We start from the raw sequence: 20,483 nt of genomic DNA on the forward strand, positions 1-20,483 counted from the left end.
CTCTCAGGTATTCCACTTCTGTGTTACATCGATTTAAAAGGCAACAACCATTTCTACATCAATGTGCCTTGAATTGAAAAACCTGAGAGACTCTGAACTGACCAGATATTTAATGAGATTGGTATAAATCAAATGTATTAACAATCCTATTTCACCTTAGATAGAAAATGGTCATAAAAAAACCTGCAATAGCAGGCTTTTTTGTGACTAATGAGCAATGATTAACAATTGTCTGCATCAGGAGTTTGAGAAAGAACAGGAGTTGATTCTGCTGTTGCTTGAGTATAGGTAAAAGAACAAGCAGAAGGTGCACCAGCTTGCCAAATTTCGACGTTTGCAGCAGTAGCCGACGTACCAGTAGTAGCGGCCGTTGCTTTAATAATCCAATCAGCGGTACCAGTTGTGGCTGCAGCAGTCGCAACACCATCAACCACGTCCCCAGCATCAAATGTTACATCCAATGCTCGTTCTAAAGCAGTTTCTGTCGCTACGATATAGCCAAAAGCAATATCCACATCATCTGTTGTTGCCGTTGTATCAGCGATATCTATGCTTGTTGTTGAAGATTTTTCAACACCCGCGAGTGCCGCTTTAGAATAAATAAGGGTATTTGCACCTTGAATAGCACCTCTCACTCCCGCTAACGCAGAAGCTCGCGCATCACCTTGCAAATTAATAAACTTCGGCGCTGCCGTTACCGCTAAAATACCGAGAATAATGATCACAACCACTAATTCGATTAATGTAAAACCTTGTTGCTTTTGCATATTAAAAAACCTCTATAAAAAATGGATAAACCCAATTAGTTGTTAGTAAATGATACGACTTGGCCCGTACCGGCATTATAAGTTACCCCATTAGCACCTGCGGTGACTAAATCAGGTTCAGGATCTGCAACACCTGAAGTCTGGTCAAGCACTAATGTTGCTGTTTGGTGATACACACACACATCAAGATTACTGACAGTTTGGCCATCTATACTAATAGATGTTCCCCCTACACCGTCGAGCATTCTCACGGTATAACGCTGCTGGCTTGCATCTTGGTCAAAAATAACATTTCTAGGTGCATTTTGTAAAATAGAATCAAATACTTCCTGACAAGTTTCGTTTGTCATTGTTGTCACATCGGTATTGGTTGTGCCGGTAGGAAAGCCAAACCGAGTGTCAAGCGACACCCGAGTACCGTCTAAGATCACACTATTATTTCGGCGACCATCAACTTCCCATTGAGCCCGCACAAAGCTGACGGCGGTGGCTAAACCACCAGCAACACCATCAACACTGGCATCTTCTGCATCATCGGTCACATTTAAAAAACGCGGGATTGCCGTTGCGGCTAATAAACCGAGGATAACAATAACAATAACCAACTCTATTAATGAAAAACCTTGCTGTTTCAATCTCATAATTACTTACCCTTTATATTGCTCTGCAATAAAATATCCCAACAAGAAAAACAAAATAGATTTAGCTATAACTCGACTAATATTAGCAGCTTATTAAGGTTTTAACACTAACGAGATTCTCTTTCTCTGTTACTCATCAAAAAAAATAACTCTGCCTGTTTGCAGTTGGTAACGTAAACTGGCTTTACTGGTTGAATCATAGCGGCAAATATTATCATTAGGTTGATAATCTACCGTAAGGTGCAACTCGTGAACGTTGGTTGCCAGCAATTGCCCCCAAAGACGTTCGCAACCTTGGGCATCATTAGTATCAATAATTGGCCAGCCTTGATCCGACATAGAAATCCAATTATCTGTTGTCTTTGACTCAACCTCCTCGTTAGTCGCATCTGTCTGAATGCGGTTGTTTTTTTGTATACTCTCTTTGTTGTCATTATTGTCTATGTCGTAAGGCACATTCGATGCAACGTTATGCCAAGACAACAGCATTTTATGTGGTCTACCAGAAGCCAACCATTGGCTTCGTACCATCGCTAAGACATTCAAAAAACGATTATGTTCAAACTGTAAACCTCGCCCACCTAGATTTGAAGTGTTATTTAAATAACGCATACCAAAAACAGCGAGTAAGCCTAACAGCACCAACATTGCAATGACTCGTCCATAAATGGTCAGCAGATCATCATCGGATTTTTGCTGGCTCAACATACTTGTATCCAGTGCATGCTATGCATTTTTCCCTAACCGCCTTTAACCACATTAAGCATATCCCACATCGGAAGATAAATGCCCAATGCCAATATCAATACGATAGCTGCAACAAATGCGATTAATATAGGTTCAAGTTTAGCGGTAAGGTTTTTCAAATCATAATCCACTTCACCTTCATAAAAATCTGCAGCATCATTCAATAACTGATCAATCTGGCCTGTTTCTTCTCCCACCGCGACCATCTGTAACACTAGCGGAGTAAATAGTTGGCTATGATTTGACACTCGTAACATTGACTCACCCGACTCAATACCACGGCGCATTGCGACAATTTTGTCATGCATATAGGCGTTGTCAACAGCATCGGCAACCAAACTCAATGCCTGTGTCATGGGAACCCCCGAGCTAAGCATCATCGAAAAACAACGGCAATAACGCGACAGTGTTGAGCGTTCAATAATAGAACCAACTGCAGGAATATGCAGTTTCCATAAATCCCATTGTTTCTCGCCTTTTTCTGAATGATGCCAATAGCGAATTCCCACTACCACAGCAATTAATACCACTATCATGTGGGGCCAAAAATTAACAAACAGATTAGAGGTACCAATTAATACTTTTGTTGCCCATGGCAGTTCGGCACCAAAACGAGAAAACATATCGGCAAACTTGGGGATCACCATAATATTCAAAATAACCATCGCAATCGTAATGGCAAACAGCACAAACATTGGGTAACGCATCGCTGCTTTAATTCTACGCCGAGTTTCTTGCTCTCGTTCGATATATCCAGACAATTGGATAAACGCATCTTCCAATTTACCGGTATTTTCACCAACGTGAACCATAGATACAAATAGTGAATCAAATACATCTGGATGTTGGTTCATTGCCGACGACAAAGGTCTTCCCGACGTCAGCTGTTCAGAAATATCATCTAAAGCTTTTTTCATTCTGTCGGAGTGAGTGGTTTCTGACAAACCTGCAATAGCACGTAAAATAGGAATGCCAGACCGAGTCAATGAATACATTTGTCGACTAAAAATTTGCAACTCTTCAAGTGACACTTTGCTTTGAAACAAACTCATCGAAAACGATTGCTTAACTTTAATTTCACGTAACTCTAACGGAATAATTCCCCGAGAAAGTAAAGCATCTGCCGCAGTGCTTTCATTGGCAGAGTCAAGTTGTGAACTAACTGCCTGTCCTTGTGAATTACGTCCTCGATATTGATATGTTGGCATGGTTACGACCCAATATCTTGCTGGCTAATTAACTCTTCCGACAAAGGTATTTTCGATTCACTGACATCTTCAACCAGCTTTGACACCTCTTCTAATGTTGTCGTACCTTGGAATAAATACTCCATCGCAGAATGTGCGAGCGGAATAAAATGAGGACTAAGAAGAGCTGCGCGCGCAAAATCCTGAGGATTACCGGTGCGCATCGCATCAATCATCTTTTCATCGAGCTCAAGTATTTCAAAAATACCAATTCGACCACGATACCCAGAACCACTACAAGTTTGACAACCACTGCCCACTTTAAAGGTGCCACTACTGATGTCTCTTTTAGTGACACTCTTTAACCAGCTGCGTTCAGCCGCTGTTGGCTGATAATCCACAGCGCAATTATGACAAACACGCCTCACCAAACGTTGAGCAATAATGACCCGCAACGCACTGGCAACTAAATAACTTGCCGCCCCCATATCGAGTAATCGCAATGCACTGGTCACCGCATCGTTAGTATGCAAAGTCGATAACACAAAGTGACCAGTTAGCGCGCCTCGTAAACCAATTTCGACGGTTTCTTGGTCGCGCATTTCCCCCACCATGATAATGTCAGGGTCTTGACGAAGTGTGGTACGTAGTACGTTAGAAAAGTCTAAACCAATTTTGTGATTAACCTGCACTTGGTTAATGCGTGGCAATTGATACTCGACCGGATCTTCTACGGTAATAATTTTTCTATCTGCGGTATTAAGCTCACTTAAAATACCGTATAACGTTGTTGTTTTACCGCTACCTGTTGGCCCGGTCACGAGCAACATGCCATGAGGCCGTTTAATCTGTTTTCGAATACGCGCCACAATATGCGGTGGCATGCCTGTTTCATCTAAGGTTCGTAGACCCGTAGTTTGATCCAATAAACGCATCACCACTGATTCGCCATGATAAATCGGCATGGTCGACATACGCACATCAATTTGATGACCTTTGATTTCCATATGAAAACGGCCATCTTGTGGCATACGCTTCTCAGAAATATCTAATCCCGCCATTAATTTAAGCCGTAACACCAAGGCTGAGGCAATATTGACTTCACTGAGTATATTCTCATGCAATTGACCATCAATACGCTGGCGGATCCGTAGCACTTTTTCGCCTGGTTCAATGTGAATATCTGACGCACGCATTTGCACCGCATCTTCAAAAATAGACTGCAACAATTTAACTACTGTGGTTTCGTTATCACTGTCACCCTGGGTAAGGTTGGCCAAGTCGAACATGTCATCGGAGGCATATTCTTCATCAAGTTTACCCGCAATTTCAGCAATTTGGCCGGTGCGACGATATAGGTTATCAAACGCATCAAGTAGTTGCTGTTCTGGCGCTACTGCTATCATTAATTGCTTAGGGGCAACGAGTACTTCGATATTGTCGATAGCCTGCAAGTCGGCAGGGTCGCTCATTGCAACGAGCACATGTTCGGGATGGTTTTCAACCACTAAAGCCCGATAACGTCTTGCTTGAACTTCGGGAAGTATATTAACCACGTCATCGGCTATCGGCCGGCGGCTAATATCAAGATAAGGTAAATTAAGCTGTTGAGATAAAAACTTCAGTAACTGATCTTCAGTAATACACTTTAAATCAATTAAGGTACGGCCGAGCTTTTTACCTGAATTGCGTTGCTCTGCTAATGCTTGCTGTAATTGCTCGTCAGTGATAATCAGCTCTTGGACAAGAAGATCTCCTAACCGCATCTTTAATTTAGGCTTCATCGGTTTTCTCCTAGCTGATCTAAACGCTTTTCAATAAATGTCATGGCTGAAGTCGATAACCCTTCATAACTTAATGCTGAACGGTAGGCTTGAGCGGCCTGTGAGTATTTTTTTTGAGAATCGAGCGCGTACCCTAACCCCATCCACCAGCGAGATTGAGTCGACTCAGATACCAATAAGTTACGGTAAGCATCTTCAGCTAAAACAAAGTTATTAGCGTTTTGTGCTAAATCGGTTTGAGCAATCCATTTATCTCTAGCCCACGGTGAATTATCTGGGATCATTGCCAGAGTCGACAGCGCTTGATCATACGCTTTTGTTTGTGTTTGGATCCGCGACAGGATCAGGTAAAACTCCCATTGCTGCGGAAACATACTCATACCACTTTCAAGCAATCGCGTCGCTGTTGTAACATTATTCTGTATATAATAAATCTCCACTAACTGCTTACGAGCTTTGTGTAAACTCGGTTGCAAAATAATGGCTTCTAAATAATAACCCGCTGCATCATCAAGACGCTGAGCTTGCTCCGCCTCTATCGCTTTACGATATTGCAACTGGGCCATTTGTTTTTTAGACAGCACGACCTCTTGCACAGTCATATCCGCGGGTTCTTTTTTGACTTTAGGCGTGTTAACTGGCGTACTCGCGGTTTGATTTGTGGTTGAAGTTGAGACCACTCCACGCGTATCCGATGCTATGGGCTTCATCTTGGGAAGCGTTGATTGAACAACCGTCATTTTTTCCGGCTTCGATTGTTGAGATGCCGTCTTAGGCTCTGTCTCAATCTCGGCGTTCGCGATAACATTTGTTGTAGACATCGACTCATTTGTCGCGACACTGTTATCTTGTATATTGGCTAGGGCTGATTCTGGTGCGGATGCCGTTACTAAAGCTTTAATCTCAGTTGACTCATTGGCCATATTAGGAACAGTAGCCTCATTAACGACTAACGGATTTTCCTTAGGTTCTGCCACGGTGTTGACTGCCATTGGCGCGATGGCCATTTGATGATCTAATTGGCGGAACATAGACACACCAAACCACAACAAAGGGATTAATAATGCAACAATAATGAGTCTAACCAATGGCAAACGTGATTTAACAACAGATTGATACTGAATTTGAGGTTGCACGAATTCGCCCTTAGGCTGCTTCGGCGGGGTTTCAGCTCCAGGCTGTTGGCGCTGCTCTAAATCCTTCAGCATTTTGATAATCACGCTCATTTTATCTCGCCTATTTGTGTCATCCATTCTCCACAACAGTTTTCGCCATTGAGCCCCACAAACACCATAAGCACAACAAGCAACATAATAATTAACATACTGACACGAGAGAACCTCAGTTTATGTTGTACATTAATATCTTCCGTATCCATGATGGCAGCATGACAATGGCGAGTTAATACCTTTTTTCCGCCTTGCCCATAACACAACAATAAACTTTTATGTGTCAGTATATTCACTAAACGTGGAATACCTCGAGCAGCTTTGGCAATAAGCTTAATGTCTGATGTTCGAAACAGTTCAGGCCCGTCATACCCTGCTCTAGCGAGCCGGTAATAAATATAAGCCTGTATCTCGTCCCATGTTAGCGGGCGTAAATGATAGCTAAAAGTAATACGCTGCCTTAATTGTCTGAACTTAGGCTGTGCTAAGCGAGCATCTAACTCAGGTTGCCCAAATAATACCACTTGCAATAATTTACGGCTTTCGGTTTCTAAATTGGTGAATAATCGTAATGCTTCAATACTTTCATCCGGTAATGATTGCGCTTCGTCTAACACTAGCACCACATGGAAACCTTGATGATTTAACGTTAATAAACGCTCATGGATAAGCTTGGTAAGTTGTTGCTGATCAAGTTGATTGGGTAAAGCCAAACCCAGCTCGCCCGCAACAGCCCAACGCAGTTCCTTAGGGGTTAAATATGGATTGGGTAAATAAGCACAATGGTATTGAGCCGGCAGGTCATTTAACAGTTTACGACACACTAACGTTTTACCCGTACCTACTTCGCCAGTGACTTTAATAAACCCTTCGCCTGTTTGTAATGCGGTTTGGAGTACTTGCAAGGCTTCCACATGAGGTGACAACCCAAAAAAGAAACCTGTATTTGGGGTAAGCGTAAAAGGCAACTGACTTAAGCCAAAATGCTGCAAGTACATAATAAGTGGCTATCCGTTATCGGCAAACGTTATTTAGACGGATACCAACGCTCAATTAAATCTTGTGAGCGTTTTAATTCATCTTTCCATGTATCACCACCTACAACCGTTGGTTTCAACATAATAATCAGTTCGGTTTTCTGTTTTGATTTAGTGCGACTGGTAAAGGCTTGTCCCAAAAATGGAATATCGCCCAATAACGGCACTTTTGACACAGTTTCAATATTCTCGCTTTTCATTAATCCACCAATAACAACCACATCACCAGAGGCTGCGCGGATAACGGTATCAGACTCACGAATTTCGCTTTGCGCTAAAGGTAATTCAAGTGTTGAGTCACTAATTTTTATTTCTTTTGTTTGTTCACTCACATCAATAACTGAAGGATGAACATGCAATATTACATTACCATTTTCATCAATCTGCGGTGTTACATCCAAAGCAATACCTGAGAAGAAAGGTGTCAACTCAACGTCTGGAGTGGTCACCGTTGTGGTTGATGCAACTGTCGTCGTCGATACATCAGTCACAAAATACTCGTCGTTACCCACTTTAATAACCGCTTTTTGATTATTAGAAGCGGTCACTCGTGGGCTTGAAAGCACATCTACATCACCTTGAGTATCGAGTAAATTAAGGATACTGCTAAAGTCACTTCCGCTAAAATTAATCGAGGTGACGCCACCAATGGCTGACGAAATAGTATTACTTAACCCTTGCCCAGCAGAGGTGCTGAAATTAATATTGGTGCTACCCGCATGGCCTAATACATTTTCCCACTGAATACCTTGTTGGTAATCGTCGGATAAAGTAACTTCGATAATTTTCGCTTCTAATATCACTTGACGCTGCAAATGGCTTTCGGCTATGTGTAAAAAATTACGTATTTGACGTAATTCATCAGGAAAAGCCCTAACGGTAACTAACCCTGCTTGAGGGGTAACAACAACTTGTCGCCCGCCGCCTGTTTCACCCATAATAGACATCAGTGTGGCTTGTAGCTCGCCCCAAAAATCTGTTTTGGTGGTTGATCGAATAAACGTACCATTTGTATTGTCACTGCTGTTTGCATTGCCATTACTACTGTTACTGCTTGAATTGCTTGAGCTACTATTATTCGAGCTACTGTTATTTGAATTACTGTCTTGATCCGAAATACGTCCAGAGCTAACGGAGGTTAATGACAAGCCTTCACGTTGCATATAGATATAATTTAATGGAAACGTTTCCGTTCTCATACCCGACGGGAATACCCGTAAAATGCGTCCTTCTCGGCTGACTTCATAACCGTATATATCTTCCACAACTTGAATGGCTTCAGACAAGGTTACAGCTTTTAGTGATAATGAAATTTTACCTTGCACTTCAGGATGCACCGCAACACTTAACGGTGTGTCTTTCACTAAGCTGGGGAAGAATACTCTGGCGTCCACTTCATTAGCCGACACATCAAAACGGCGCTCTGCTGGCAAAGCTCTTGCTGATTGGCCCATAACATTATTGCCATTAAGCTCACGTTGAACATCAGCAGGCATCGCGGCTGGCGGTGGTGTGGAAACCTTGCTGGTTTCTATTTGTTGTCTTGACTCAGCCAAGGCATTTTTTGCCGTTTGCGGATCCGGCCGGTCTGCGGTTTGGCAAGCAACTAAGCACAGCGTCATCAGAGGGGTAATATATTTAATCACATTCATTTTTATTCTTATCCTATCGCTCTGTTATCGACTGAAATAGCTGAAGTTTGCTTCCGTCTGAAAGGGTGACATAGTCTTGGCTGATCTTTGATATTCGTAATCCACTACCATTAACAGCGTCACCTACCGACAAAATAATATTATTAATGACCGCATAGGTATTTTGGCCACTCACAATGCTGTTTAACACCAACGCTTGATTATCCTCTGGTGCTTTTACAGCTATAAAACCCTGCCCAGGCATCGTAGGATCACGTAAGCTTTGTGCGTTAACCGCCGACACTAGGATCATCGTTAAGCTGGCGGCAAACGCCACAGCACTAGTCTTGATTTGCAACACTGATAAAGTCCTTATTCACACTCAGTGTGTAAAGTTCTAATTCAACTAACGCATTTGGATGCGTTTCTACGCGATAATCTAAGCGTTTCCAATACAATTTATCAGGCATGCTTTCAACGGCTTTAATAAACGCTAAAATAGAAAAATAATCACCTTGCAACGTCAACTTAATACCATGGCTATAAAGGTTTACTTTGCTGCCATCTTCCACTTTTAATAAGGGTTTGGGGGCAATGGAAGCAAAAGACATTAACGATACGCCTTTTACATTCCCTAGCAAGTTTGCCAAAACGGTTGGCATATAGTCAGCGGGCACCATATCAACCATCTGTTCGTTTAGATCGGCATCAATCAACTGCATCTGCTCGTTGATTAACTGTAAGCGTTGTTGGTAATCTTTATTGGGATCAATTTGCAAGCGTTCTTCATAGAGTGCGACTTGCTGTAAGGACGTGGCATTATCTTGTTCAAGGCCTGTAAGCTGACGTTGTAAGCCTTGATGCTGCTTCCAAAGCGACTCTATAGGCATAAATATCAGCATACCTGCGACAAGCAGCACAGCAAGCGTAATCAATATGCGTTCTCGTTGGCTTAGCTCATTAAACTTGGATGACCAGATTAACCATTGCTGCTTCATTGTACAGACCCCTTAGCAACGGGCTGGCTTATTAATTTAAACGCCAATGGCTGCCCTTCGCCTCGATCCATCGTCATCGCAGAAAAAGCATAGCCTTTTAATGTTAGCGTGTTTTTTAGTTTATCAATCCAAAGAGGAATACTTTGTGGATTACGACCATAACCTTCAAACTCAATACGTTGAGCAATGCCATTTTGTTGCTCAACAGTAATATGGCTCAACCATACATTGGCATCAGCGACGGCGGCTAAGTCGGTTAACATGGACGAGTAACCTTTGCTAATAAGTGTATTACGCTGGCTTAACTCATCTTTCAACATTGTTTTCATATCTAAGCGTTGCTGCTCAAGCTCAACTTTTGCTACCAAGTCCGCATTGGGTTTTCGCGCTGCAATCTGTTGTTCTAAATTGCTTTTTTGTGAATTTAAACTGCTTTTTTTGCTATTTTCCAGCTGAGTCAGAGCTTGCAGTTCGTCTGTGTGCCATAGCCCTACGCCATAAAGTACCGCACTGCATCCGCAGAAGATGGTTAATACGAGTATCATTCTAAACAGCGTCAGCTTTTGTTTTTTGGGTAACAAATCAGCTGAATATAAATTAACACTGGTTTTTATCACTCTTCACCTCGAGTTAATTCTTGTAACGCCAACTGAGCAAGTAAGCTTGATACACCATCGTGAGCTACAGCAATGACTTTTTGATTAAAGTTAGCACCAACAAGATTAGCCAATGATGCACAGTCACCTTCAACCAAGATGCTAATCGAACCCACTGGCGCTTGGCGCAACTGGCTCTCAAAATAGTCCATAGAACGTTGAATTTCTAGGCTAAGATTATCGGCTACACCGAGTTGTAGCTCTTCTAGGGTCACTTTATCAAGTTGATTAAACCCTCTCACCCGACGTTGCATTAATACTTCACCCGCTTTCGCAACCAACAAGAGTAGCTCTTGCTGTGGTAAGTGAGCAACCAGCATATGCGCCATATTATCGTGAGTAAGTAGATGACTTAACGCTAACTCCTCAATGCTTATTCCTGCGACGTCTAACCCATTGGCATCACAAGCACTGGCCAATTGCATTAAAAATTGACGGCTACTCACCACCACATTCACTTTTTCATTACCAATAATGCTTGACTCAAAATAATCTAAATAGATATTTGTCACCGGATCTGACACCATATCTTTCACCGACCAAAGTAGTGCTTGAGTCACTTCAGCAGGCTCGACATTGGGCTTGTCGGCTTGTAATAGTTGGTAATATTCATGAGACAATACTAATTGTAGCCTAACTCGGCCAAATTGATGCTTTAGTGCATCAAACGCTTGAGACCAATCGTTTTTTTTCACTAAAAACTGGCTAATAATCGCTGCAGACTGCCCTTGCTTGGGTTTGTACACCCAAAGACAGTTGTCAGCGACAAATACGCCTACATCACCCATTAGCTGTGATGTTTGCCAAAAGGCTAGTTTACTCAAAAAACCATTATCCATTGCGTGGCCCATATTCGCTAACTTATTCATTATTTTTTACTTACTGGCTAGTGCTTTATCACAATCGTAATAAGACCATTCATCCAATACATAATCACAAAACATCACCGCACTTCGATTAGAGCAAATTATCTTTTCACTCGTTGACCAACAGCGATTACGAGTAAACATTGTATTAATAAGATAATTCGATAACTCATCAGTAAAATACCGAATATTTGTTCAATATAAAAATACAATCTATTGATAAACAAGCTTTAACGTCAGTATTGCAACAAACATAACATTATAATACTTAAACTTCAGATCTTTGCCCCAAAAAATCGCCTTGTGCGGCACTCACACCCAAAATCTTCAACGTTTGCCACTCTTCGAAACACTCAACACCTTCAGCAATCACTTTAACTTCGGCTCGGTAAAGGCCACCGATTAAACTACGAATAAACAGCTGATTCTCCGATCGCTGATGCACTCGTCGCACAATAGAACGATGTAGTTTTACCAAATCAAAATGATATTCTTGAATATAGTGAGTCCCCACAACATGTTGACCTACATTGTCTACCGCCAATTTCGCGCCCATTTTTCTGAGCATATCAAGCGTTTTTAATACTGAAGTATTCTTCTGATGTTTAACGATAATATCTTCTGACACCTCAAAAATAAGCCTAGCAGCTAATGGGCGATGTTCTAGTAATGTCGACTGTATCCAACGCACAAATGCCCTACTGATCAAACTATCTACGCTTAAATTGATACTATAGGTGAATGTATTATCGTTCATTAACCGAAAAAGTACTTGTTCCAATACTTGCCGCTCAATTTGTGGCATTAAACCACACTTATTGGCCATTGGTATAAACAAGGTTGCGCGTACATCGTTACCCTGTAAGTCTCGTGCACGGCTAAACACTTCATAATGTAAAATCTGGTCATCACTGTCGACCACAGCTTGTTGTAGGGTAAAAAATCGTTTTGACACTAATGTATTTTCAAGAAAACTGCGCCAACGGACAGAGCCTTTGGCAATCTCCTCATCTAATATACCTTTGTCATACATAAACCAATTATTAACACGTTGTAATTGTGCTGCACGCAGTGCCATTTCCGCTTCTTCAACAAGTTGAACTTGTAAGTCGCCCGTCTTAAAAAAAGCACAACCCAAATGTAAAAAATTATCTGGATTGCCGATACCATGAAAAGGCAGGGCAAGACAGGTTTTGAGTATTCGTTGTGCTAACTGATCGGCTTCTATAAGTGATAACTGTGGTACAACGATGGCTAATTGTGAATAGCTACGACGTGCAAATATGCTGTCTTCATATTGTGTTAACGCTGCAGTGATGGCTTCGGTCGTCAAAGACAGCATAGCCTTCACACCGCCTTCCCCAAACTCATCTTCCACTAGGTCAACATCATCAAACTCAATAAACATCAATACGCCATGAACAATCATTTTTTGATTATGGCTTAAACCATCTAGGCGATTTTGAAAAAATATCGGATTGCCAATTTGAGTCTGTTTATCGAGAAATGTGTCTTTACGAATAAATTGATCTAAGCGACCACGCTCTTTATGAGCGTCATCCAAGTCGGCGAGCAATTTACTTAATGCACGATTGATCATTCGAGGTTTACCATTGGTAGGCACATCGGCAGCTTGTTTCAGATTGCCATCTAAAATTAGCTTACTACGTTGAGCAAGCTGTTCAATTCCATCAAGCTCTCTGGAATACCACGCATAACCAAAACGAACAAAAAAACCAATGCTCATCAAACCGACAAATAGAATGCTCAGTTCATGCCAACCCAGGTCATACCAAGAAAATGGCGGCGGCATTGTCAAGGTCATCGACAGTTGGTCCTGACTCAACTGAGCTTGATACATGGTCAAGCTAGTTTTAGGGACCCCAGCTTGATCACCATGAAATTGATACACGAGCTGATTACCCTGAGACAAGGAAAAATCAACTGTTTTATAAGCGGTTAATAATGGGGGTAACCAGCTCGAAAATTGGCTACTGCCATGTTGTTGGTAATCGGCAACTAACATAGTTTCTAATTCAGCGACTTTTTGTTGCTGAAAAGCATAGGTCAATTGAGTAAAGCCCATCACCGCAGACAGCAAAAACACAAAGGCAACGGCGGCCAATGAAAGCAACCAAAAACTGGTCATTTTTTTAGTAAGGATCTTGGTGAGTTTCATTTATCCGCTATCCTGCTGGATTTCTTTATTTTATTAATGACTCCTAAGTCAGCTAGTATAACGATTGTGCTCTACAACTTCACTAATCGTTTTTACGCACCATACAAAAAGGGGCTAATGCCCCTTTTCTGAAAACCAATAATACCACTTCACCCTTATTGGAATTAATTCACCCGTATTTTTATACCGAATATTCCATTGGCAGTGTGGTTATTCTCGCCACGCCAGAATCAATTGCCGCTTGTGACACTGCACGTGCAACTAGGGGCAATAATCTTGGATCCATGGGTTTTGGTAACACATATTGTGGACCAAAGCTTAGCGATGCCACATTAGGGTAAGCCGCTAATACCTCTGCAGGAACAGGCTCTTTGGCAAGGTTAGCAATGGCATGCACAGCAGCAAGCTTCATTTCGTCATTAATAACAGACGCGCGAACATCAAGCGCTCCTCTAAAAATAAACGGGAAACACAATACATTGTTCACTTGGTTTGGATAATCACTACGACCAGTTCCCATAATTAAGTCTTGACGGATATTATGGGCTAACTCGGGTTTAATTTCAGGATCGGGATTTGAACAAGCAAAGATAACCGGATTAGGCGCCATTAACGCAATATCATCTGCGGTCAATAAATCAGCTCCTGACAATCCTAAAAACGCATCGGCATCTTTAATCACATCTTGCAGAGTTCGTTTATCAGTATTATTAGCAAATAAGGCTTTATATTCATTGATGTCTTCACGACGCGTATGAATCACACCTTGTCTGTCGAGCATATAAACATTTTCACGTAATGCACCACATTTAACAATCATCGTCATGCACGCAATGGCAGCAGCACCTGCACCTAAGCAAACAAATACCGCGTCATCAATTTTTTTCCCTTGAATTTCAAGCGCATTTAACATTCCGGCAGCCGTAACAATAGCGGTGCCGTGTTGGTCATCATGAAATACAGGGATATTACATCGACTAATGAGCTCGCGTTCGATCTCAAAACATTCAGGCGCCTTGATATCTTCTAAATTAATCCCGCCAAAGGTATCGGCAATAGATTCGACAGTATTAATAAAATCTTCTGTTGTGCGGTGCTTCACTTCAATATCAATCGAATCAATATTAGCAAAACGTTTAAATAAAAGTGATTTACCTTCCATAACAGGTTTAGAGGCTAACGGGCCTAAATTACCAAGACCTAATATGGCAGTTCCGTTTGTAATCACCGCCACAGTGTTACCTTTATTGGTATATCGATAAGCGTTTTCAGGATTAGATGCGATTTCTCTAACGGGCTCAGCCACGCCCGGGCTATATGCTAGCGCAAGATCATGGCTTGATTGGGCTGGTTTTGTCAGGCAAACAGCGGTTTTACCTGGAACTGGAAATTCATGATAGTCGAGAGCTTGTTGACGAATATCTGACATTTTATACATCCTGAAATGCGCTATATATGAAGAAGAAATATGGTTATACCGCACACAATTTTTGTGAACTAGCTCACCATAGAAAATTTTGATAACAATACGCTAATACAAGGATGATATAAATCAAAAACTTATTCTGAAGAGGTGTAGTCCCCCTAAATAAAGGAGACGTTTCATTAATTTAACTAATCAGATATGAATATATATAAATCAACAAGTTAAAAATGTAGAAAAATAACAAGATTTATCACAAAAATGGCATATAGTGAGTAGTATTTGTAATTTATTTTGCCTAAATAACAATAAAGTGACTTTTATGCATTTTTGTATTGTTTAGCACCAAAAAATTAGTTTTCGTGTCAGCACAATACTGGCGAGTTAAAAATAAAAACAAAAAAGGCGCCTAAGGCGCCTCATTAACGTAATTGAATAACAATTACTTTTTACCAAGTGCACCAAAGCGCTTGTTGAACTTATCGATACGACCACCAGTATCAACAACTTTCTGAGTACCAGTGTAGAATGGGTGACATGCACCACATACGTCCAAGTGTAGATCTTTACCTACAGTTGAGTTCACTTTGATGATGTTACCACAAGTACAAGTTGCAGTAATTTCAGCGTAATTTGGGTGGATACCTGTTTTCATTTGGAGTTACCTTAAATTGAAGGCCATGTCGCTCTCCCAACCCGAAGTTGAGCACCACATGCAGTTAATAACAATATGTTTTAGGCGCGAGATAATACAGTGTCTCATGTACACAAACAAGTAGAATTTATAAACGATACTATGATTGCCGCTGTGTACGTTCTAGTGCTTCATAAGTCATTTGGGCTTTAGATGCATGTTGATATTGTTTCAAAATCGCACTGGAGGGGCATTTTAAGCGACTATCAGACATCAACAAGTATATTTTATGTTGTGCAAAAGCATTAGGGTTCGCATCATAAATGGCGAGCATAGCGCCATGAACCCCCATGTTCCATTGACGATTATAACGATCAGCCACCCGCCACAAGGTATCTTGAGGTGATTTATCCATTACACATGTATTGTCCTGTCGGTCAGCTTGCAAGCCTGTTTTTGCCACGTTTTTACCTGATAGTTGCGAAGGCAATATTTGTGTTTCATGAATAGCGGCTAACAGTTTACTGCTTTTTGATTGTTGGCTGTTTATTGGTTTAACGTTGCTACTACTCGATGCAGACAGCATTGTCACAGACGAATTATTGGTCGCCACATGAGCTGTTGTTACCTGTAGCGGTTGATGATGTTGACTCGCTACCAAATCATCAAATAAAGCTTTGTTCACAGCGGCATGTTGATAACGTGAGCGTATTTCCATTGATGGACAGCGCAATACGCTACCTAATTGCAATAAGTTAATTTTCCCTTGGTAAAAAGCAGATGGATTAGCTTGATAAATAGCAAGCATGGCACCGTAAACATTTGTGCCCCATTGCTTACGATAGCGCAGAGAGATTTGCCACAAGGTGTCATTAGGCTGTTGAGGGATCTGACAACGTTTTGGCTTATTGGGTATTCCCGATACAGGAGTTTTAGCGCTGGCATAGGCTGTGGCTTGTGTTGATACCCCAACAGAAGAAGACTTCATTGTTTTTATCGCAACGGGTTGATATTGACTCGGAGTCACCGCTTGGGGAAATAAACCAACGGGAGAATATTGTAGCCATTTAGCATTACGATATTCAGAGACAATTAATGCAGCATCTTGGTCACGTATTTTTTCAGTTCCACTGAGTACAAATACATCCTGATCTCGTCGTTCTACATCAAGCTTTTCTAGCACAATGTTATCTTGATAAATTTGACGCAAATAAAAGGTCAACTGCGATAAATCATGTTGCTCGGTTGTAATGCTCACGGTTATCTTAGGCAATGCTCCACTTTCAAAGGGCATAGAATCTATACTGATATGACGAACTTGTGCAGTAACGGTTGAGAGACAACCAACAGCTAATAAGACTAATATTACTAGCATCTTAAAGCCTTTCATCAACGCTATCCTTTCTATATATAAACGGCTTCAGAACAGTGTAAATAACACCATGATACTGAGTATACTTATACACTTATAATTAACATTATTATGTTAAGTTAAGCTTATTAGGCTCTAATTTATGATGGCGAGCCCAAAATAACAGAGGAAATTGCCTCGCCCATTGGTAAGCCCATAACAAAAGACCGCAAGGGCGAATAACATTTAACGCTATCATTTGAGTTAACGCGGCACTACTGAGCAGCATGCTTTGCTTCTATCATTTCAAATACTTTTTTATCGACTTGTTTGTTATTGTATTCCGCTAAAACAGCAGCAGATGGACAGCGTAATGGCACATTCTTAAGTAATAAATGAATTTTTTGCTTAGAAAATGCCAACAAATTCACTTCAAAAATGGCCAGCATTGCACCGTAAACACTGGTATTCCATTGCTGCTTATAACGGTTCGCTATTCGCCATAATGTGTCACTATTATCGCGTTCAATCAAACATGCCTCTTGCGGCACTGAGGTGTTTTCTATGGCAACTGATTGAGGTTGTGCTGATGATATTGTTGCAACTTGAGTCTTCGTTTGATGAGTTATAGCCGTGCCATGGTTATTAATATGATCGGCTAAAGCAGCACTATGCAATGAATAAGGTGCATCAAATAACGCCAATACCGCTAAAGTAACGGTCTTAGATGCCGTGGTTTCAGTAATGATCAACTGCGCTTTTTTATCACTAATTACCCCCGAACCATTTAACTGCAATAAATAACGGTTAATCCTCTGCATAGTTAACTTTTGCTGCTCAAATTCACCTTTGTGAAATTGGCGAAGGTAAAACGTTAACTGTGACACATCATCATGCCGTGCCACTACATTCACCTTAAATTGCGGTAAACTATTTAACTCAAACTGACGACTATTGATACTAAGATGATTGACTTGAGCCATAGCACTCGCAATGTAGCCCAATAATCCAAAGACTAGGATGATGATCTCAATAAGTCCTTTATGCATATATGTTGCCCTATCTCTTTGATGACACTTAGAGGTAAACTGATCCACAATCTACTATTGAAATGAAAATGATGAAACCTTATGCCCGTGTTTGTTGAAGTCGCCTTGCCAGTTCCATTACGCAGAAACTTTAGTTATCGCGTTAAAGACGAACAGCAAACAGGATTACAAATCGGTCTTAGAGTTAAAGTTCCTTTTGGCCCTCAGCAACTCATCGGCTTAATTACTGCAATTACAGATAATTGCGACTTAACACCACAACAAATAAAATATGTTACTGCCGTGTTAGATGATGCCCCATTGTTGCCCGATTCGCTATATAAATTAACCCTATGGGCCGCCAGATATTATTTTACATCCCAAGGGCAAATGCTCAGCCAAGCACTGCCAGTTGCCTTAAGAAAAGGCCTTGAAGCAGCGCCGCAAGCAGTAATTGAATATCATTTAAGCCAACAAGGTCGCAGTGCCGATCCTAGCGTATTAACACGCGCACCAGCACAAAAAAAACTGTATGAATTATTACTCACAAGCCCTATCACCCAAGATGAGTTCACTACCCAAGCCTTAAGCAAGCCCGCACTAAAAGCTTTAGAGCAAAAACAATGGGTTGAACGACAACAAAAACAGCTCGACCATGATTTACATTGGCGTCAACAATTGGTCATGAATGAGTCACCTCATAAACTCAACAAGCAACAAGCCATCGCGGTTTCAGTACTCACTCAGCAACAAGGGTTTCATTGCACCTTATTAGAAGGGATTACCGGTTCAGGCAAAACCGAAGTCTACCTAACCTTGTTGGAAACTATTTTAAAACAAGGTAAGCAAGCACTGATCCTTGTACCTGAAATAGGCTTAACACCGCAAACCATTAATCGCTTCAAACGTCGCTTCGAAGTTAATGTTGCCGTGATCCATTCAGGACTCACCGACAACCAACGGCTTGAAGCTTGGCGCCAAGCACGTGTAGGTGAAGCGGCCATTATCATTGGCACTCGTTCGGCACTCTTTACTCCAATGGCCTTTCCGGGATTAATTATTCTCGACGAAGAACATGACAGTAGCTTTAAACAACAAGAAGGGGTGCGTTATCACGCCAGAGACCTAGCAGTAATGCGCGGTCATCTTGAAGATATTCAAGTGGTATTAGGCTCGGCAACCCCCTCATTGGAAACCTTACAAAATGCACTATCTGGTCGCTATCACCATCTTGAACTCAGCGAACGTGCGGGCGTTGCCCAAAAAGTGAAACAAGGAATTGTTGATATTACCTCTCAGCCACTCAAAGCCGGCATGTCGACATCGTTAATTAATGAAATGCGCATGCACCTTGATGCAGGCAATCAAGTACTGCTCTTTTTAAACCGCCGAGGTTTTGCTCCAGCCCTGCTTTGCCATGAGTGCGGTCATTTACATGAATGCGATCGTTGCGATGCATTTTTCACCGTTCATCAAGGATTAAACGAAATTTGCTGTCATCACTGTGGCAATCAATATGCTATTCCACGCCAGTGCCATCAATGTGGTAGCACGATGTTAATGGGCCATGGCTTAGGCACCGAACAGCTAGAACAAGAACTTGTAAAACTGTTTCCGCAACACCCCGTTGTCCGTATTGATCGCGATACCACACGCCGTAAAGGCTCACTGGAACAACAGCTAAAAGGGATTTATATGGGAAAATATAAAATCCTAGTGGGCACGCAAATGTTAGCAAAAGGCCACCATTTCCCAGATGTTACCTTAGTCGGTTTACTTGATGTTGATGGTGCACTATTTAGCGCAGATTTTCGCGCACCAGAACGTTTTGGGCAGTTATACACTCAGGTGTCTGGCCGTGCAGGTCGTGCAGACAAACCCGGCAAAGTGCTATTACAAACCCATCAAAGTGATAACCCTATATTACGGGATTTATTAAAACGCGGTTACGGCGAGTTTGCTCGTACTCAGCTAAAAGAACGCCAACAAGCATTATTGCCCCCCGCATGGCACATGGTATTAATTCGAGCAGAAGCACATTTAGCAGAAGATGCTGATGCATTTCTAGCTCGCACCAGTGAGCTATTACCACAAGACCCTGACTTTGAAGTGATTGGTCCAATCCCAGCACCTCTTGATCGAAAAGCAGGAAAATACCGACGTCAATTAATACTCCAAGCTAAAAGCCGCCAACGGTTACAAACCGAGTTTGAACGGGTATTAACCCAGATAGAACAAATACCAGAAAGCAAAAAATGCCGTTGGAATATCGACCGAGATCCGCAGGATTTAATGTAATCGCTTACAGCAAGGTGAAGCTAATCGACCTTATAACTGTCATAAACTTCACTTAGATTGAAAATCAACATAAAAAAACCGATATTT

The 20,483-nt window shown here is 41.6% G+C and carries 18 protein-coding genes; 1 reads left to right on the forward strand and 17 read right to left on the reverse strand.

Annotated elements, in window-relative coordinates; genetic code table 11:
* Window positions 1-221 precede the first annotated feature (221 nt).
* The 17 genes from ACWXWT_RS11090 to ACWXWT_RS11170 all read right to left on the reverse strand — a co-directional run bounded on the left by ACWXWT_RS11090 (window position 222) and on the right by ACWXWT_RS11170 (window position 18,119).
* Window positions 222-767, reverse strand: a complete 546-nt coding sequence (locus tag ACWXWT_RS11090) for a type II secretion system protein (RefSeq protein ID WP_456041645.1) — start codon at window positions 765-767, stop codon at window positions 222-224.
* A 35-nt stretch (window positions 768-802) separates the two neighbouring features.
* Window positions 803-1,408, reverse strand: a complete 606-nt coding sequence (locus tag ACWXWT_RS11095; RefSeq protein WP_456041646.1) for a pilin — start codon at window positions 1,406-1,408, stop codon at window positions 803-805.
* 129 nt (window positions 1,409-1,537) lie between these two features.
* On the reverse strand, window positions 1,538-2,116 hold the full coding sequence (locus ACWXWT_RS11100) for a hypothetical protein (protein ID WP_456041647.1): 579 nt from the start codon (window positions 2,114-2,116) through the stop codon (window positions 1,538-1,540).
* Between the two features lie 32 nt (window positions 2,117-2,148).
* Complete coding sequence (locus ACWXWT_RS11105; protein WP_456041648.1) at window positions 2,149-3,363, reverse strand: type II secretion system F family protein; 1,215 nt, start codon at window positions 3,361-3,363, stop codon at window positions 2,149-2,151.
* A gap of 2 nt (window positions 3,364-3,365) precedes the next feature.
* Window positions 3,366-5,126: a GspE/PulE family protein gene (locus tag ACWXWT_RS11110; RefSeq protein WP_456041649.1), complete on the reverse strand. Its 1,761-nt coding sequence runs from the start codon at window positions 5,124-5,126 to the stop codon at window positions 3,366-3,368.
* A complete protein-coding gene (locus ACWXWT_RS11115; protein ID WP_456041650.1) occupies window positions 5,123-6,352 on the reverse strand; it encodes a tetratricopeptide repeat protein in 1,230 nt (409 codons plus the stop codon). Before ACWXWT_RS11115 ends, ACWXWT_RS11110 begins: the two co-directional genes overlap by 4 nt.
* Window positions 6,349-7,293 carry an ExeA family protein gene (locus tag ACWXWT_RS11120; protein WP_456041651.1) on the reverse strand — a complete coding sequence of 315 codons (945 nt, stop codon included), beginning with the start codon at window positions 7,291-7,293 and terminating at the stop codon, window positions 6,349-6,351. The genes ACWXWT_RS11115 and ACWXWT_RS11120 overlap by 4 nt, the downstream gene beginning before the upstream one ends.
* A gap of 29 nt (window positions 7,294-7,322) precedes the next feature.
* Window positions 7,323-8,984: a pilus (MSHA type) biogenesis protein MshL gene (gene mshL / locus ACWXWT_RS11125; protein ID WP_456041652.1), complete on the reverse strand. Its 1,662-nt coding sequence runs from the start codon at window positions 8,982-8,984 to the stop codon at window positions 7,323-7,325.
* A gap of 13 nt (window positions 8,985-8,997) precedes the next feature.
* Window positions 8,998-9,276 carry an MSHA biogenesis protein MshK gene (locus ACWXWT_RS11130; RefSeq protein WP_456041669.1) on the reverse strand — a complete coding sequence of 93 codons (279 nt, stop codon included), beginning with the start codon at window positions 9,274-9,276 and terminating at the stop codon, window positions 8,998-9,000.
* 28 nt (window positions 9,277-9,304) lie between these two features.
* Window positions 9,305-9,961, reverse strand: coding sequence for an MSHA biogenesis protein MshJ (locus ACWXWT_RS11135; protein ID WP_456041653.1), 657 nt, complete (start codon window positions 9,959-9,961; stop codon window positions 9,305-9,307).
* Window positions 9,958-10,578, reverse strand: a complete 621-nt coding sequence (locus tag ACWXWT_RS11140) for a PilN domain-containing protein (protein ID WP_456041654.1) — start codon at window positions 10,576-10,578, stop codon at window positions 9,958-9,960. The genes ACWXWT_RS11135 and ACWXWT_RS11140 overlap by 4 nt, the downstream gene beginning before the upstream one ends.
* Complete coding sequence (locus tag ACWXWT_RS11145) at window positions 10,575-11,456, reverse strand: biogenesis protein MshI (RefSeq protein ID WP_456041670.1); 882 nt, start codon at window positions 11,454-11,456, stop codon at window positions 10,575-10,577. Before ACWXWT_RS11145 ends, ACWXWT_RS11140 begins: the two co-directional genes overlap by 4 nt.
* A 295-nt stretch (window positions 11,457-11,751) precedes the next feature.
* Window positions 11,752-13,662, reverse strand: a complete 1,911-nt coding sequence (gene csrD, locus ACWXWT_RS11150; RefSeq protein ID WP_456041655.1) for an RNase E specificity factor CsrD — start codon at window positions 13,660-13,662, stop codon at window positions 11,752-11,754.
* A gap of 181 nt (window positions 13,663-13,843) precedes the next feature.
* Window positions 13,844-15,091, reverse strand: coding sequence for a malic enzyme-like NAD(P)-binding protein (locus tag ACWXWT_RS11155; RefSeq protein WP_456041656.1), 1,248 nt, complete (start codon window positions 15,089-15,091; stop codon window positions 13,844-13,846).
* Between the two features lie 436 nt (window positions 15,092-15,527).
* Entirely contained in the window at window positions 15,528-15,740 is a 213-nt protein-coding gene (gene rpmE / locus ACWXWT_RS11160; RefSeq protein ID WP_456041657.1) for a 50S ribosomal protein L31, read from the reverse strand.
* A gap of 139 nt (window positions 15,741-15,879) precedes the next feature.
* The gene (locus ACWXWT_RS11165) at window positions 15,880-17,109 is read right to left on the reverse strand and encodes a FimV/HubP family polar landmark protein (RefSeq protein ID WP_456041658.1); all 1,230 of its coding nucleotides are present in this window, start codon (window positions 17,107-17,109) and stop codon (window positions 15,880-15,882) included.
* 236 nt (window positions 17,110-17,345) lie between these two features.
* Window positions 17,346-18,119: a FimV/HubP family polar landmark protein gene (locus ACWXWT_RS11170; protein ID WP_456041659.1), complete on the reverse strand. Its 774-nt coding sequence runs from the start codon at window positions 18,117-18,119 to the stop codon at window positions 17,346-17,348.
* Window positions 18,120-18,200: 81 nt separating this feature from the next.
* Between ACWXWT_RS11170 and priA the strand changes: the two genes are divergently transcribed.
* Entirely contained in the window at window positions 18,201-20,396 is a 2,196-nt protein-coding gene (gene priA / locus ACWXWT_RS11175) for a primosomal protein N' (protein ID WP_456041660.1), read from the forward strand.
* Window positions 20,397-20,483: the final 87 nt, after the last annotated feature.

This window comes from Shewanella sp. A22 (assembly GCF_053850585.1).